Here is a 17,078-nt window from a genome sequence, read left to right on the forward strand (position 1 = left end):
TTCTTTAAACAGCTTAGCACAGCTGTTCACTCTGTTCCTATTCTACCATAAAATGGTCGGATATTTTAGATGAAACCTTGAATTTCATTGATAATTTGTCGCTCGCAAAAATGACGGAAATATGTTATTATGAAAATGAAAAGAGAGATATGCAGGAACATACCTCTCTAATAGCCACTACTAGTTATAAGAACTAGCGGCTTACTGAGTTATTGGTTTTATTTCAAACGCTTAACCGTTCAGCTCCTCAAAGCTTATGAACGGTTATTTTTGTTGTCTAAGACAAGCGCTAAGATACCGAAGATAATGGTCACAACAAGTGTTGCAAAACCAATCATCAGTCCTAGCGCTGCTTCAACGGACAAAAACATTGCTCCTTTTGTTAAAGTAAGAAGAATTGCGCATAAGCATCAACCTCCTTTCTCAACTCAGAAAGTCCTCGTTCATATAACTTTTATGACTAAAATAAGTATACCATCAAATTACTACATAAAATCTGACAACGTTAATTTTTCTTCTTAAAAATGACTTGCATCTAACGCATCGACCATTTCTTGTTCATTCCAAACGGTCACGCCTAAGCTTTCAGCTTTGGTTAATTTACTGCCTGCATCTTCGCCAGCAACCACAATGTCAGTTTTTTTCGAAACACTCCCTGTAACTTTTCCACCAAGATTTTCAATTTTTTCTTTGGCTTCTTCGCGAGTGTACTGCGTTAATTTTCCTGTTAAAACAACTGTTTTGTCTTTGAAAGGTGACTCCACTTCTGCTAATTGTTCTGTCCGGAGACCTTTATATGTCAAGTTCACTTGGGCTTTTTCCAGTTCAGCCATTAATTCATGAACTTCCTCATTTTCAAAATACGTCACAACGCTGTCTGCGATTGTTTCGCCAATTGAATCCAAAGCCACAATTTCTTCCGCAGTTGCACGACTTAAGGTTGGTAAATCACCAAAATGCTCCGCTAAAATTTTCGCCGCTTTCGCCCCCACATGGCGAATCCCTAAGCCAAAAATCAAACGTTCGACAGAGTTTTCTTTACTCCCTTGAATGGCAGTGTAAATGTTGTTTGCTGATTTTTCTTTGATTTTATCCAAAGTCATTAATTGTTCTTCTGTTAAGAAATACAGATCCGCTACGTCTTTCACTAATCCTTTGTCATACATTTGTGCTAACACTCGTGGCCCCAAGCCATCAATGTTCATTGCGTTTCGTGAGACAAAGTGATTCAGCCCTTCTTTAATTTGCGCAGGGCATTTTGGATTAATACAACGTAACGCCACTTCCTCATCTAAATGCACCAACTCACTATGACAAATTGGACAATGTGTCGGCATTTCATAAGGCTGACTATCGGCTGCACGTTTTTCAACTAGGACTTGCGCTACTTCTGGGATAATATCGCCGGCTTTGTAAATAATAACATGATCATTTAAACGGATATCTTTCATTTGAATAAAATCTGCATTATGCAAACTTGCCCGACTAACCGTGGTTCCCGCGACTCGTACAGGAGCCATGACCGCAGTAGGAGTGACCACCCCCGTGCGCCCAATTGTCCATTCAATATCTTCCACTACTGTTTCTGCTTCTTCTGGTGGAAATTTGTAGGCAATCGCCCAGCGAGGTGCTTTGACAGTGAAACCTAATTCATCTTGCAACGCAAATTCGTTCACTTTAATCACAATTCCATCGATTTCGTATGGCAAAGTGCTCCGCTTTTCATGGTATTCTTCAATGTAGGCCCAGACTTCATCAATTGACTGACATAATTGCCGTTCGGGATTGGTTCTAAAACCAATTGCAGAAAGCTCTTCTAATGCCTCAAACTGCGTCTTCGCTTTCATTGGTCCAAAGTCAGCAACTGTGTATAAAAACGTATTTAAGTTCCGTTTCGCCACAATTTTTGTATCTAATTGGCGCAAGCTTCCCGCCGCTGCATTCCGAGGATTGGCAAAAATATCTTGGCCATTTTCTTCACGTTCTTCATTTAATGCGACAAAGGATTGTTTAGGCATGTAGCACTCGCCACGAACTTCCACTGAAATGGGCTCCGTTAAACGCATCGGTACAGAGCGAACCGTTCGTAAGTTCTCTGTAATGTTTTCACCAACCGTTCCATCGCCTCGTGTTGCTCCGCGTACAAACACCCCGTTTTCATAACGTAATGAAATTGCTAACCCATCAATTTTTAACTCACAACAGTAAGCAACGGGTTTACCAATCGCCTTACGAACACGTTCATCAAAAGCAAAAATGTCTTCCTTGCTAAACCCATCATTTAAACTATACATTGGAATGTCATGCGGAGCTTTTTCAAAACCAGATAAAACTTTGCCACCTACACGTTGTGTCGGCGAATCTGGCGTGATTAAATCAGGAAACTCCGTTTCAATATCGACTAACTCTTTATACAAACGATCGTAAACATAATCTTCTACGGATGGTTGATCTTTGACATAATATTCATGGGAATATTGATTGAGTTGTTTTCTTAATTCTTGCGCACGAGTTGTCGCCGCCGTTAATGTTAATGGTTGTTGTTCCATCGTAGAACTCCTCCTCATAAGTGTAATGCTCTTATCGTCTTTTTAACACATTTACACTAAGATAGAAAATAAAAAGAATTTATCTAATGATGATTTCTCATTAAATCGCTGACCTATTTTGCATGTTAAATTTTTTCAATTGGTGCAAATGCCGCTAACAACCGTTTTATGCCTTTTTCAGGGAAAGCAATGTCCAACTCTAAGTCTTTGGCCGAACCGCCTACACGAACGACTGTACCAACGCCCCATGCTTTATGTTGGACCTTATCACCTGCTTGCCAGGAAACTTTTTCGCCACCACTTGCCACTTTGTTGCTAACTGATTTTGTAGCTGGCTGTGTATAAGCTGGTTTACTTGCGCTGGGCTTGAATACTTTAGGATCAAAGGTGCGCGCTGGAGCTTTCTGTAAATTGGCCGCCGCCCCTTGTTTCATTAAACGCTCCGCCTCAATTTCTTCTAAAAAGCGACTTGGTCGATTATATTGCGTGCGACCATATAATGTTCTCGAATAAGCATTCGTTAAGAACAAGGCTTCTTCCGCTCGTGTGATACCAACATAAGCCAAGCGCCGTTCTTCTTCCAGTTCACTTTCTTCTAGCATGGCACGTGATAATGGGAAAACCCCTTCTTCTAAGCCCATTAAAAAGACCACTGGAAATTCCAGCCCTTTGGCCGCATGCAACGTCATTAAGGTTACCTGCGAAGAGCTCTCTTCTAAATTATCTAAATCAGAAACCAAGGCTAAATCTGTTAAGAAATCCGCCAATTTTGTTTCTTCGCCATTTGGATCGTCGTTGTTTTGCGCTTCAAAACGTTTATCAAATTCTTGTGTCACAGATAAAAATTCGTCCAAGTTTTCTAAGCGAGCTTGAGACTCTAAATTATTTTGCGCCATCAAAGCTTCCCGATAACCACTACGTTGTAAAGTTTCTTTCACCAATTCTGTAATCGTTAAATAGGGCACTGTTTTCATTAAGTCTTGAATCATCATGCCAAAATTGCCCAGCTCTTTACCCGCTTTTCCTGAAATATTTGCCAAATCAACATTTTGGGCAGCTTCCAGCAAAGCCCAACCATGCGTATCCGCAAATAGTCGTAATTTTTCAATTGAACTTTTACCGATTCCTCGTTTTGGTTCATTGACAATTCGTTCAAAACTAATCGAATCATCTGGATTGGCAATCAAACTTAAATAAGCCAAAATATCTTTAATTTCTTTACGGTCGTAGAATTTATGTCCGCCCACCATGGTATACGGAATATTAGATTTCAAGAGCATTTCTTCCACTACACGGGATTGAGCATTGGTCCGATATAATACCGCAAAATCACCATAAATTCGGTCATTTTCCCGCATTTCTTTTTGGATTTGGCTCACAATAAATTGTGTTTCATCCCGTTCTGTGTCCCCACGATAATAGACAATTTTTTCACCGTCTATATTTTCTGTCCACAGTTCTTTCTCGCGGCGGTTACGGTTATTTTTGATGACATCATTCGCAGCCGCCAAAATGTTTTTGGTGGATCGATAATTTTGTTCTAGCAAAATTACACTGGCATCTGGATAATCTTTTTCAAAATCCAAGATATTTTGCATATCCGCCCCGCGCCAACCATAGATACTTTGGTCGGCATCACCTACGACACACAGATTTTTGAAACGTGCAGCCAATAAATTGACTAAGGTATATTGTGCATGATTGGTATCTTGGTATTCATCCACATGAATATAGTGAAATTTATTTTGGTAGAAAGCCAACGTATCTGGTTGTTCATTGAATAAACGAATCGTATTCATAATCAAATCATCAAAATCCATACATTGGTTTTTGCGTAATTCTTTTTGATAGGCTTCATAGCATTTTGCGACAATTTCTTCATATAAGGAACCTTGCATTTCAGCAACTTTTTCAGGCGTTTGTAATTCATTTTTGGCATTGCTAATCGTACCTAAAATTGAGCGAGGATCATATTTTTTTGAATCAATATTTAAGTCGTTTAAGATGCGTTTCATTAATGTTTTTTGTTCCGATGGGTCAATAATTGTAAAATTACGGTTGTAACCAATCTGATCCACATCACGACGTAAAATTCTTACACACATGGAGTGAAAAGTGGAGACCCATACATCTTCGCCACCCGTTTCCAGTAATTTATTTACACGCTCTTTCATTTCTTTAGCAGCTTTATTGGTAAACGTAATCGCCAAAATATTCCATGGATTTACTTCTTTTTCCTCAATTAGATAGGCAATTCGGTGTGTTAAAACCCGCGTTTTTCCACTACCAGCACCAGCCATGACTAACAGTGGTCCTTCTGTATGCAAAACGGCTTCTTCTTGTCGAGGATTCATTCCCTGAACCAAGGCATGTTTTTGTGTCATATTAAACGTCCTCTCTCTTTTTTCAATCTTATACAGTATACCAAAAATCCCTTTGAAGTTCTTTAGAAAAGAACAAAAAATCTTTTTCTTTTTATATGAAATTTTCTTGTAAATCAAGTCAAACCGCAGTACATTAGTAAGTAGTGATGGAGGCTAAAAATGAAATGAATAATGATGTACATGAAATTAAACAATTAGATGGTACCCGAATCGGCTTTATCCTTAAAGGCATCGTCGTCGGAATCCTGGTCGGCTTTGTTGTCAGCTTATTTCGCTTAGGCATTGAAAAAATTGGCGAACAAGTCGTGCATCTGTATCAAACGTTTCACGAAAAACCCTTTTGGATGATTCCTTGGTTCTTATTTTCTCTCGTGCTTGCTTATTTATTAGGACGACTGATCAAAAGCGAACCAGCAATTAAAGGCAGTGGCATCCCCCAAGTGGAAGGACAACTTCAAGGTCAATTAGAAATTCACTGGTTTCCAGTGCTTTGGAAAAAATTTATCGGTGGGATCTTAGCGATTAGTCCTGGGCTATTTTTGGGACGTGAAGGTCCTTCAATTCAACTAGGTGCAGTGGTTGGACAAGGCTATAGTCAATGGCGGCAAAGCACCAAGTCTGAAGAAAAAATTTTAATCAGTAGTGGTGCCAGTGCTGGTTTAGCCGCCGCTTTTAACGCACCAATCGCAGGACTTTTATTTGTTCTAGAAGAGGTTCACCATTCCTTTTCACCTTTAGTTTGGTTAACCTCTTTTTCTGCGGCCATTTCCGCTAACTTTGTTTCTTTGCATTTCTTCGGATTGCAGCCAGTTCTTTATATTGGTCCGGTTAAATCTTTGCCTTTAGAGTACTATTGGACATTAGTCCTGCTGGGCGTTTTGCTAGGATTATTAGGTTGGATATATCAAAAAACATTGTTGTCCTTACCAAAAGTATATGGAAAAATCAAAGGCCTTTCTTCTAATTATTATGGTTTTGTTCCTTTTATTTTGATTTTACCGATTGGTTATTTCTTTCCACATTTACTTGGCGGTGGGAATCAAATTGTTTTAGCTTTAGGCAATCAACCGGCCACTATTTGGGCTTTAGTCGGCTTACTGGTTTTACGTTTTGTTTTTTCAATGGTTTCTTACGGTTCGAATCTCCCTGGTGGTATTTTCTTGCCTATTCTAACTTTAGGTGCCATTATCGGAACATTGTATGGCAGTCTACTTGTCCAATACGTAGGGATGGATCCAATTTTTGTGAAAAACTTTTTAATTTTTGCCATGGCTGGTTATTTTACTGCGATTGGTAAAGCACCGTTAACAGCGATTATTTTAGTAACAGAAATGGTCGGCAATTTTTCTCATTTAATGTCTTTAGGGGTTGTTGCTTTAGTTAGTTATATTACCATCGATAGTCTTGGCGGCAAGCCAATTTATGAAAGCTTATTAGAACGTTTGGTTCCTTCTAAAGTAAGTAATATTCGTGGCCACAAAACGATTATCGAATTACCTATCACTGCAGAAAGTTCCTTAGATGATACGATGGTACGTGATTTTGTCTGGCCTAAACAAATGTTGCTCACTTCCATTCGCCGTGGTGAATCGGAAATTTTAACACATGGTGATACTGTTATGCATGTTGGCGATGTGCTCATTATTTTGACCGATGAAAAACTCGCTTACCAAGTCAAAAAAGAGATTTATCAAAAAACTTTACCGAATGATTTAGTGAATTAAAGAAAGCTGCTGAACTCAGGTTCAGCAGCTTTCTTTTTTTCTTATGACTGTTTTTTAATTTTTTTGAATGTTTTTGACCGTTTTAGATTGATTAGCGTTTTCATTTGTGCTATTATATCCATGAAATGAGGGATGAAAATGCTTACGGAAGAACGACATCAAAAAATTTTACAATTGTTAGATCAAAAATCAGTCGTCAAATCACAAGAACTTGCTAGCTTGTTCAATGCTTCAGAATCCACAATCCGCCGCGATTTACAAGAATTAGAAGACGCCAATTTGTTAGAACGCATTCACGGCGGCGCTAAGCGTATTCTTAATTTAGGCTTTGAACAAAACATGACGGAAAAATCAATCAAAAACACGCACGAAAAGCAAAAGATTGCTTCTTTAGCCGCTAGTTGTGTACAAGATGGCGATATGATCTATTTAGATGCTGGTTCAACCACGTTAGAAATGATCCCTTTTTTAGTTGGGAAACAAATCCATGTAGTGACGAATTCCGTACATCATGCTGCAAAACTTAGCGATATGGAAATTCCCACTATTATGCTTGGTGGTACTTTGAAGCTCTCCACTAAAGCAATCATTGGTGCCACTAGTATGGAACAGCTACAACATTTTCGTTTTAACAAAGCTTTTTTAGGAACTAACGGCGCACATTTAGAGTTTGGTTTAACGACGCCTGATCCCGAAGAAGCAGCGCTAAAAGCCTTGGCTATTCATCAAGCAGAAACAGCCTATGTTTTACTGGATCATACAAAATTTAATGAAGTAACGTTTACCAAAGTGGAAGAATTAGAGTCAGTTACTTTACTAACTGACTACTGCCCTGCTGAATCGCTTCAAGGATTCCAGCAAAAAACTATTTTAATGGAGGCAAACAAATGATTTACACAGTGACTTTAAACCCTTCTATCGACTTTATCGTTCATGTCGATCATCTACAAATTGGTGATTTAAATCGGATGACGAATGATTTTAAATTACCTGGCGGCAAAGGAATCAACGTTTCACGTATTTTAAAACGTATGGAGACAGAATCCACTGCCTTAGGTTTTTTAGGTGGTTTTACAGGCTCATTCATTGCCGATTGGTTGAAAAAAGAAGAAATCCAAACGAATTTCACTCCCGTGTCTGCTGATACACGAATCAACATTAAATTGAAATCAGATACTGAAACAGAAATTAACGGCTTAGGACCTGCTCTAACAAACGAAGAAATTCAAGAACTAAAACAAGCAGTTAGTCGTGTTCAGGCTGGTGATATTGTTGTTCTTTCAGGAAGTACACCTGCTTCTCTACGCAAAGGATTTTACGAAGAATTAATCCAAATTGTGAAGGAAAAAGGCGCAGAATTTGTTATTGATACGACAGGTGAAGATTTAATGAACGCTTTGTCACAAAAGCCTTTATTGGTCAAGCCAAATAATCATGAGTTGGCAGAATTATATCATACAACCTTTACAAGTATTGAAGATATTTTACCTTATGGACATCGGTTACTAGAAGAAGGAGCACAACACGTAATTATCTCAATGGCTGGTGATGGTGCATTACTTTTCACAACAGAAGGTGTTTATCGTTCCAACGTTTTAAAACGTCCACTGAAAAATTCTGTCGGCGCTGGCGACTCAATGATTGCTGGTTTTATTGGCAACTTTTCAAAAACACAAGATCCTTTAGAGGCTTTCAAATGGGGTGTCGCTTGCGGTAGCGCGACTGCTTTTTCTGATGATTTAGCCTCAGAAGATTTTATCCAAGAACTTATTCACGAAGTAACAATTGAAAAAATTTCAGAATAAATCCACTAAGGGAGGAAAATAGAGTGAACATTAATGATTTATTAATAAAAGATGTCATGATTATGGATTTACAAGCTACTGATAAAAAAGGCGCGATTGATGAAATGATCCAAAAATTATACGATGGTGGCCGCATCTCTGACATTGACACTTACAAAGAAGGAATTTTAAAACGCGAAGCACAAACATCGACTGGTTTAGGCGACGGCATCGCTATGCCTCACGCAAAAAATAGTGCCGTAAAAGAACCGACAGTTCTTTTTGCTAAAAGTAAAAAAGGTGTTGATTATGAAGCACTAGATGGACAACCTACTTATCTATTCTTCATGATTGCTGCTCCAGAAGGCGCCAATGATACACATCTCCAAGCGCTTGCGGCCCTTTCTCGATTACTTATCGATCCAGAATTTGTTGGCAAATTGAAAGAAGCGGAAACTCCAGAAGCTGTACAAGCACTTTTCCAAGCAGCGGAAGATCAAAAAGAAGCGGAAGAAAAAGCAGAACAAGAACAAACAACGCCAGCACCAGAAAGCAATCGTAAATATATTATTGCTGTGACTGCTTGTCCTACAGGAATTGCTCATACTTACATGGCCGAAGATGCGCTGAAGAAAAAAGCAAAAGAAATGGGCGTAGACATTAAAGTAGAAACAAACGGTTCAGAAGGAATTAAAAATCGTTTAACTGCTGAAGATATTGCTCGTGCTGATGGCGTGATTGTCGCAGCCGATAAAAAAGTAGAAATGAATCGATTTGATGGTAAAAAATTAGTCAATCGTCCCGTCAGTGATGGAATTCGTAAAACTGAAGAACTAATTAACTTAGCCATTAGTGGTGAAGCTCCTACTTTCCATGGCAGTGACTCGGCTGCAAGCGACCAAGAGGATTCAGCGGAAGGTTCAATCGGTTCTCGTATCTATAAAGATTTAATGAATGGTGTTTCTCATATGTTACCTTTCGTTATTGGTGGCGGAATTGCCATTGCTCTTTCCTTTATGATTGATCAATTTATCGGGGTTCCTCAAGATCAATTAGCCAATTTAGGGAATTACAATGACGTAGCTAGCTGGTTTAACCAAATTGGTGGCGCAGCATTTGGCTTTATGTTACCTGTCTTAGCTGGTTTTATTGCTTCTAGTATCGGGGATCGTCCAGGCTTAGTTGCTGGTTTCGCGGCTGGTGCATTAGCAAACGCCGGAGGAGCTGGGTTCCTTGGGGCCCTAATCGGTGGTTTCTTAGCTGGTTATGTAGTGGTTCTTTTACGTAAAGTTTTCAAAGGCTTGCCAAAATCATTAGATGGAATTAAAACCATTTTATTCTATCCAGTTTTTGGTTTGATTATTACAGGCTTATTAATGTTAGTCATTAACATCCCAATGAAAGCAATTAATGATGCGTTAAATCATTTCCTACTTGGCTTAGATGGCACAAATGCTGCTTTACTTGGTGCCTTATTAGCTGGTATGATGGCCATCGACTTAGGTGGACCAGTTAACAAAGCTGCTTATGTTTTCGGTACAGCTACGCTAGCAAGTACTGTTGCAGAAGGTGGCAGCGTGGTCATGGCTTCTGTAATGGCTGGCGGAATGGTTCCTCCATTAGCAATTTTCGTAGCAACTCGTTTATTTAAAAATAAATTTACAAAAGATCAACAAGATGCCGGCTTAACCAATATTGTAATGGGACTTTCTTTTGTCACTGAAGGGGCAATTCCTTTTGCAGCAGCTGACCCATTACGTGTGATTCCAAGTTTCGTGGTAGGTTCTGCCTTTACTGGTGCGTTGGTTGGTGCGTTTGGTATCAAATTATTGGCACCACATGGAGGAATCTTCGTCGTCTTCCTATTAAGTAATCCATTACTATATCTATTGTTCATCTTAATTGGGGCGATTATTTCAGGAATTGTCTACGGACTTTTGAAAAAACCTGTCGAAGTACCTGCTTAAAAAAAGCAAAAAAGCGATTCAACCATGGTTGAATCGCTTTTTTATTATTTTCTCTTTATCGCATAATTTTCTAAATACTCAGGATTTCCTTTGCTTCTGATATACGTGTACACGCCCATCACAAAGGCCCCAAGGGTATTGGTAAATAAATCCCCCATCGTATCCATTAAAGCAGCACGCCCAATAAATGGTTGGCCGTTGGACATATTATAGCGTTGTAAGTTCATGTTCCCTAATGAATCGCAGATAAATTCCCAGAATTCCCAGAAGACGCCACAAAGCCCTGCAAATGCAAACCCAAATAATAAAAATAACCACGGGGAAACATCGGCGTACTTCGTTTTCTTCAATAGGAAAGCAGCAATACCATAACCAACAGCAGTTAACAGCATCGGACTAACAAAGTGTAAAATTTTATCCCAGAACGAAATGATTGAAATCATATGCAACGAGGTTCCTAGGAATACTGAAATAAATAAGAAAAACCAGTAAAAATAAACGATAGTCGGTGGCATAATAATTTTTAAAAATTTATTGACAAGATCCGGTAAAAAGATTAGACCAATTCCAAGTAAACATTCGATAACAAACGTCACACCTTGTTTTGTTGAATACTTAGCCGTAAAAAATTCCCAGAGATTGTACGTCAAGCATAAGATGCCAAACACCACTAATCCATATTTAATTTTCGAATAATTTTTATCCATTTTGACACACCCTTTCAAAAGTTATTTTATATGAAAAAAACTGTAGATGAAAGACACCTTCCATCTACAGTTTTAGAAAACTCTATCGAATGAAGAGCTTATTAAAAATGTTTATTTTTCAACAGCTGTTTCAGTAATTGTTTCAACAGCACGTTTCATACGAATATCGTGTTCTAACATGTCGTTGTTTAATACTTTACGTACTTGCGCTTCAGGCATGTTGTATTGTTCTGCTAAATCTTTCACTTCAGCATCGATGTCTTCTTGTGTTACTTCGATGTTTTCAGCTTTGGCAACTGCTTCAATCACTAAGTTTGTTTTTGTGCGTGTTTCTGCTTCGCCTTCAAATTGTTTGTGTAAATCTTCTTCTGTAGAACCAGTTAATTGGTAGTACATTTCAGGAGAAATTCCTTGGCGTTGCATGTTGTTTAAGAATTCATCCATTGAACGGTGAACTTCGTCGTGAACCATTACGTGTGGTAATTCAACGATTTCAGCATTTTCAACAGCTAAACGAATTGCTTCTTCGTCTTTTGCTTCTTCAGCTGCTGCTTCTTTTGCTTCTGTCAATTCTTTACGGAATTTTTCTTTTAATTCGTCTAATGATTCTACTGAATCGTCAACGTCTTTTGCAAATTCATCATCCAATTCTGGTAATTCTTTTGCTTTTACTTCATGAACAGTTACTTTGAAAACTGCTTCTTTACCAGCTAAATCTTCTGCTTGGTAATCTTCAGGGAAAGTAACGTTTACTTCTACTTCTTCGCCAGCTTTTTTGCCAACTAATTGGTCTTCAAAGCCTGGAATAAATGAATTAGAACCTAATTCTAATGAGTAATTTTCGCCTTTGCCGCCTTCAAATGCTTCGTCGCCTAAGAAGCCTTCAAAGTCGATAACTACAGTGTCGCCATTTTCAGCAGCGGCATCTTCTTTGATTACTAATTCAGCTTGAGATTCTTGTTCGCGTTTCAAACGTGCTTCCACGTCTTCATCTGTTACTTCACGGTCTTGTTTAGACACTGTTAAGTTTTTGTATTCACCTAATTTTACTTCAGGTTTTACAGTTACTTCAGCAGTGATAACCCAGTCTTCCCCTTTATTCATGCTTTCAACATCAATTTTTGGTTGTGCTACTGGTTCAATTCCTGCTTCTAATACAGCCGCTTCATATGCTTCTGGTAAAACAGCGTTTAACGCATCTTCGTATAACGCTTCTTCTCCATACATACGGTTAAAAACAGTACGTGATACTTTTCCTTTACGGAAACCAGGTACGTTTAAGTTTTTTTTCACTTTATTGAACGCTTGCGTTAATCCTTTTTCGATTACTGCTTGTTCGATTGAAAAAGTTAATACACCATCATTAGTGCCTTTTTTTTCCCATTTCGCAGACATTTGTTTCCCTCCGAATAACATTTAATTTTATACATCAAACTTTATTTATGCATACCTTTAAATAGTACACTATCCCTAGGAAAATGTAAATATTTTAAGTGCTAAGAAGTGAAAGAAAGACTCGATTTTTAGCAAACTATCAGTTTTTTAATTTTTTCGGATTAAAAAAGCATAGAATTTCGAGAAATTTCCTTCTTAAAACACTAAAAGATTGTGAACAAAATATCTTGTTCACCATCGGATGTAATCGCTTTACTTTATGAATGGCCCATTATAGAATGTATGTACTTAATATTTACACATTATATATTTTCGTCATTATACATATAATATCAAAAAAGGAGAGGATGGTTTTGAATAAGTTCGTATGGAGAATCTTTTCTTGCATCATATCATGGCTTTTTTTATCGCTGACTCAACCTTTGATAGCTCATTCTGAAACACTGAACCCTACAACTCACGCCTCTACTTTTAGTGAAACATTTACTTCAGTTTCAACAGAACAACAAACAACTCAAGCAACCGATATCGTGGAACAAGAAACCGAGCAAACCCATGCTTCCTCTGAAAACGATGAACCTATGGCACCTACGCCAGCTAGTGTTTCTGTTGGTAATAGCACCTTAAAAAGTACCTTAAGCACGGGAACGTATAACCAAGATATTATCACACTTTCGTATGAATACAGTGTGACACTTATCGGCTTAGCAATTAATGATCGACCGATTATTGCTATTCAACTTCCTACAGAAATTTCAAGCCAGTTAGATAACGACACTCTAAAGCAACAAGATTTTCTGACTCTTTTAACAGGGACTGTCAGTTATCCAGGAACAGCCACTCAAGATATTCACAGTTCAACTAACGGCGTCAGCCTCTCTTATAGTAGCACTTATCATTCTGTTTATCTGACTTTTCCAAGTAGCACCTTGGTGTTACTTCCCGGAACCAAATGGTCTGCCGCCATTTCGTTTGATGTGGGCGCACTTTATAAACGAGGAATTTCAATCCCTCCTGCTCTTAACGGCAAAGACTATCCGATTCGAGGAACCTTTACAGATGTCGGCACTGGATTAGGCGCAATTAATATTATTATTGGGAATAATACAAAAACAGGCATAATTAGCAAAGCTCAACTTAGTTTAGGTAATTATCCCGTTCCTCAAGTCACACCAGCCAAACTAACTCAACCAAATCATCTGGACACTACTGTAACAGGGACCATTCAACAAGTACAAGACCCAAACTATAACTACTCTGTTCAATTAACCTTGAACCGCCATGATGGCACCACTACCCCCATTGTGGTGAAAGGGATTTCTGTCGATGCAGCCGGAAATTTCTCGACATCGTTAGCTTCACCATTAGAATATGGCGACACGCTCTCTACAATTGTCTTTGCTCGTTCAAAAACGTCAACCGACTATATTCAAAGCAGCCCCTCAGCTGACCAAAGTGTCAATTGGTCAATCCAACCAGTCACAAACGTAGTCGCTAATGCCGGCTCAACTCAACTTTCAGGTAAAGCTTCTCAAGTATCTAACGGAACCTATCAAGTTAAAGTACAAATAAATGGTGGTTCTATTTCCACAACGTCCTTAGATTCCAATGGCCATTTTCAATTTGCTAATTTACCCACTTTCCAAGGGGGAGAAACGGTCAGCTTGTGGGTCCAAGGTCTCAGCAATCGCACTGGCCTGCCTTTGTTAACCAGTTCTACTGTTTCTCAAACAGTTGCTTATCCTGTGCCTCAACTAACGGTTACGCAAATCATTGAGCGGAAAAATGCACAAGGGCTCTGGGAAGCTGCAAACTCTGTCGTAAGTGGTCAAATCATTCGTTTTACGTTAACCACACGTTTAACCAATCAACCAGCAACGTGGATGAATCAGCAATTACGAGCAACGGTGCCTAAAGGACTGTCCCAACTTTCAGCTGCTACATTAACAAAACAATCAGCAGCAGGTTTAAGTACGCCAATAGCTGGGCTTCAACTTTTAACTGATAGTTCCACTGGTTTGCCGTATTGGAGTTATCATAATTCGCTGCCAGCAGATAATTTTACGGAAGCCAATACACAATTCACCTTACAATATACAGCAACGGTTACAGAAGAATGGATAAACCAATTTCTTTTATTTTCTAGCACGGTTACTGGCAATGATGGTGGCGGAACGCCAATTACGCCAATCACTAAAGAACAATCTTTACCTATCAAAAACGGTACCCTCCGTTTTGTGCAGATGCCAACTACAGTTTCCTTTAAAAATTTACCTTTCCCCAGCAAACGAACCATATACTCACCATCGACCATCAGCGCTCCTTTCCTCATTGCCGATGGTCGAGTTGCAAAAACACCATGGCATTTGTTGGTAAGAGAGAGTCAGCCCATGCATTCAACTTCTACAAATAAAACGATCCAGCAAGCTTTCATCTATCGAAAAAATGGCAGTGATTTTCCTCTCTCCTCTTTAGCAACCGAAGTTTATCAACACACCGCAACGGACGATAACAATGTAGAAATTCCTTGGAACCAACAAAATGGACTTTTTTTAAGCGTTGCTCCTGACCTTAATTTAACGGTCAAAGAATCTTACACTGCCGAATTACAATGGATTCTTTCTGATACACCCCTCTAATTAGGATTTAGCTTTTTTAAAAGTTAAAAATAAACAAGAAAGAAGGAATAAAAAATGAAAAAGATCGTGCGCATTTCAAGCATTTTGTTCGTTGCTACGCCTCTTATGCTTTTAAATAGTCCAAAAGTTGAAGCAGCTCAAGTCGCTTCTATTCAATCCAACGCTGATATTACGTTTGCTCTTGATAATACTGTCACGCCACCTGTCAACCCGACGAACCCTTCTCAGCCTGTGACACCTAATCCTGCTGATCCTCATCAACCTGGTACAGCCGGACCCCTTAGTATTGACTATGTTTCAAATATCCATTTTGGATCAAAACAAATTCAAGCCGGTACAGCAATCTATTCGGCACAACTAGACCAAGTGCAAAATAGTACTGGCGATTTAATTAGCGTGCCAAACTATGTTCAAGTAACTGACAAACGTGGTCTAAATCTTGGCTGGAAATTATCAGTTAAACAGAGTGCGCAATTTGCTACAAGTGATTCAACACCCGCTGTTTTGGATAATGCATCCTTGACCTTTTTAGCAGCAACACCCAATTCAACACAGTTACTTTCTTTGGCGCCATTAACGGTCCCAGTAACCTTGGATCCAACTGGTGCCGCCACTTCTCCTGTGGCGACTGCCGCTCTTTCAACAGGAATGGGCACTTGGACATTAGCTTTTGGTAGCGGAGCGACCGCTGCTCAAGGCATTCAATTAACTGTTCCTGCGACAACGAAAAAAGTTGCAGCTAAACAATATAAAACAACGCTTACTTGGATTTTGGATGATACACCACTTTAAAAGAAAACAAACAAGGTATTGCATGAAACAACTTCATGCAATACCTTGTTATAAAAAATTGTCAAAAAGGAGTGCACACTATGAATCAGCAGCTTTTTAAATGGCTTCATGCTGTTAGCATCATCATTTTTTTATTTTTTATTGGCTCTTATTCTGTAGAAGCAAGCGAAATGACTTTTTCTGTAAAAGCCATTTTACCCGACAATCAACGAACCAAAGAAACAAGTTATTTTGATCTACGTGTCGCTCCAAACCAAACACAAAAGCTACAAATCGAACTAACGAATCAAACAGCCAACGACATTACCGTGCTAGCTTCAGCTAATGCAGCGATTACTAATGATAATGGCTTGGCAGATTATTCTCATGCTGAAACAAAAAAAGACCCATCTGCACCTTTTACTTTTAATGAGATTGCGCAATTACCAAAAGAAATCCAACTACCTAAACACTCAACCAAGACTGTTGAATGTCAGCTTATTTTACCGGAAAAACCATTTAATGGGTATGTTTTAGGAGGACTCTACTTTGAACAAAAGTCAGATGAACAACCTGCTCACTCAGAAAACGGTGTGGCCATCAATAATCGTTTTTCTTATGTAGTCGGCGTCTTACTTAGTGAAACAGATGAACCTGTTCAGCCAGAATTATCTTTAAATGAAGTAAAAACCGATCAAGCTAACGGTCGTAACCGCGTATTAATGAATCTCCAAAACAAACAAGCGGCTATGATTAAAAAATTACAAGTCGATGCCTCTTTATATTATGAAAAAGAAGCTAAACCTCGCTACGAAAATCACCAAGAGTCGTTAACAATGGCCCCTAATACAAATTTTAATTATCGGATTGACTTAAAGGAACAACCTTTTGTTCCTGGAAATTATACTGTAAAAATCAAAGTAAACGATGGCTATCAAGACTATTCGTGGGAAAAACACTTAGTCATCCAAGAAAAAGAAGCTAAAAAATACAATGCTACCGCCGTCAACCTCCCACCTGAAAAACACACCAATTTCCCTTGGAAACTGGTGAGTAGCATCACGCTGGTTTTTCTATTCATTTTGGGAAGCACGATTTATTATTTCAAGAAAAAAATACGTGAAGCGCAACAATAAAAAAGCACATCGACAATTGTCG

The 17,078-nt window shown here is 38.8% G+C and carries 13 protein-coding genes; 8 read left to right on the forward strand and 5 right to left on the reverse strand.

Going from position 1 to position 17,078, the window contains the following annotated elements; all coding sequences use genetic code 11:
- Positions 1-254 precede the first annotated feature (254 nt).
- A complete protein-coding gene (locus IGL80_RS11355) occupies positions 255-341 on the reverse strand; it encodes a hypothetical protein (RefSeq protein WP_306173767.1) in 87 nt (28 codons plus the stop codon).
- On the opposite strand from IGL80_RS11355, the gene IGL80_RS11360 reads away from it, so the two are divergent.
- Entirely contained in the window at positions 307-522 is a 216-nt protein-coding gene (locus IGL80_RS11360) for a hypothetical protein (RefSeq protein ID WP_002382998.1), read from the forward strand. The two genes, IGL80_RS11355 and IGL80_RS11360, sit on opposite strands and share 35 nt — an antisense overlap.
- On the opposite strand, the gene ligA is transcribed toward IGL80_RS11360, so the two are convergent.
- Together ligA and pcrA are read right to left on the reverse strand one after the other, a co-directional pair.
- Positions 519-2,549 carry an NAD-dependent DNA ligase LigA gene (gene ligA, locus IGL80_RS11365; RefSeq protein WP_002358699.1) on the reverse strand — a complete coding sequence of 677 codons (2,031 nt, stop codon included), beginning with the start codon at positions 2,547-2,549 and terminating at the stop codon, positions 519-521. The two genes, IGL80_RS11360 and ligA, sit on opposite strands and share 4 nt — an antisense overlap.
- Positions 2,550-2,674: 125 nt before the next feature.
- Positions 2,675-4,933 carry a DNA helicase PcrA gene (gene pcrA / locus IGL80_RS11370; RefSeq protein WP_010708284.1) on the reverse strand — a complete coding sequence of 753 codons (2,259 nt, stop codon included), beginning with the start codon at positions 4,931-4,933 and terminating at the stop codon, positions 2,675-2,677.
- Positions 4,934-5,097: 164 nt separating this feature from the next.
- On the opposite strand from pcrA, the gene IGL80_RS11375 reads away from it, so the two are divergent.
- The 4 genes from IGL80_RS11375 (at position 5,098) to IGL80_RS11390 (ending at position 10,408) form a co-directional block, all read left to right on the forward strand.
- Positions 5,098-6,657 (forward strand): ClC family H(+)/Cl(-) exchange transporter, encoded by a 1,560-nt coding sequence (locus IGL80_RS11375; RefSeq protein WP_002358694.1) that lies wholly within the window; start codon positions 5,098-5,100, stop codon positions 6,655-6,657.
- A gap of 138 nt (positions 6,658-6,795) precedes the next feature.
- Positions 6,796-7,548 carry a DeoR/GlpR family DNA-binding transcription regulator gene (locus IGL80_RS11380; protein ID WP_002381250.1) on the forward strand — a complete coding sequence of 251 codons (753 nt, stop codon included), beginning with the start codon at positions 6,796-6,798 and terminating at the stop codon, positions 7,546-7,548.
- Positions 7,545-8,462 (forward strand): 1-phosphofructokinase, encoded by a 918-nt coding sequence (gene pfkB, locus IGL80_RS11385; RefSeq protein WP_002358692.1) that lies wholly within the window; start codon positions 7,545-7,547, stop codon positions 8,460-8,462. The genes IGL80_RS11380 and pfkB overlap by 4 nt, the downstream gene beginning before the upstream one ends.
- A 23-nt stretch (positions 8,463-8,485) precedes the next feature.
- Positions 8,486-10,408, forward strand: a complete 1,923-nt coding sequence (locus IGL80_RS11390; protein WP_002358691.1) for a PTS fructose transporter subunit IIABC — start codon at positions 8,486-8,488, stop codon at positions 10,406-10,408.
- A gap of 44 nt (positions 10,409-10,452) precedes the next feature.
- On the opposite strand, the gene IGL80_RS11395 is transcribed toward IGL80_RS11390, so the two are convergent.
- Positions 10,453-11,115, reverse strand: coding sequence for a hypothetical protein (locus IGL80_RS11395; protein ID WP_002355557.1), 663 nt, complete (start codon positions 11,113-11,115; stop codon positions 10,453-10,455).
- Between the two features lie 111 nt (positions 11,116-11,226).
- On the reverse strand, positions 11,227-12,510 hold the full coding sequence (tig, locus tag IGL80_RS11400; protein ID WP_002355556.1) for a trigger factor: 1,284 nt from the start codon (positions 12,508-12,510) through the stop codon (positions 11,227-11,229).
- Between the two features lie 263 nt (positions 12,511-12,773).
- On the opposite strand from tig, the gene IGL80_RS11405 reads away from it, so the two are divergent.
- Genes IGL80_RS11405 through IGL80_RS11415 form a run of 3 tightly spaced genes read left to right on the forward strand, consistent with a single transcriptional unit; the run spans position 12,774 to position 17,056 of the window.
- The gene (locus IGL80_RS11405) at positions 12,774-15,149 is read left to right on the forward strand and encodes a hypothetical protein (protein WP_002358690.1); all 2,376 of its coding nucleotides are present in this window, start codon (positions 12,774-12,776) and stop codon (positions 15,147-15,149) included.
- Positions 15,150-15,203: 54 nt separating this feature from the next.
- Complete coding sequence (locus IGL80_RS11410) at positions 15,204-15,941, forward strand: WxL domain-containing protein (protein ID WP_002358689.1); 738 nt, start codon at positions 15,204-15,206, stop codon at positions 15,939-15,941.
- A gap of 35 nt (positions 15,942-15,976) precedes the next feature.
- Positions 15,977-17,056: a DUF916 and DUF3324 domain-containing protein gene (locus IGL80_RS11415; protein ID WP_002404767.1), complete on the forward strand. Its 1,080-nt coding sequence runs from the start codon at positions 15,977-15,979 to the stop codon at positions 17,054-17,056.
- Positions 17,057-17,078 lie beyond the last annotated feature (22 nt).

This window comes from Enterococcus sp. DIV2467a, assembly GCF_050532945.1.
In the GTDB taxonomy this organism is placed as follows: Bacteria; Bacillota; Bacilli; order Lactobacillales; family Enterococcaceae; genus Enterococcus; species Enterococcus faecalis.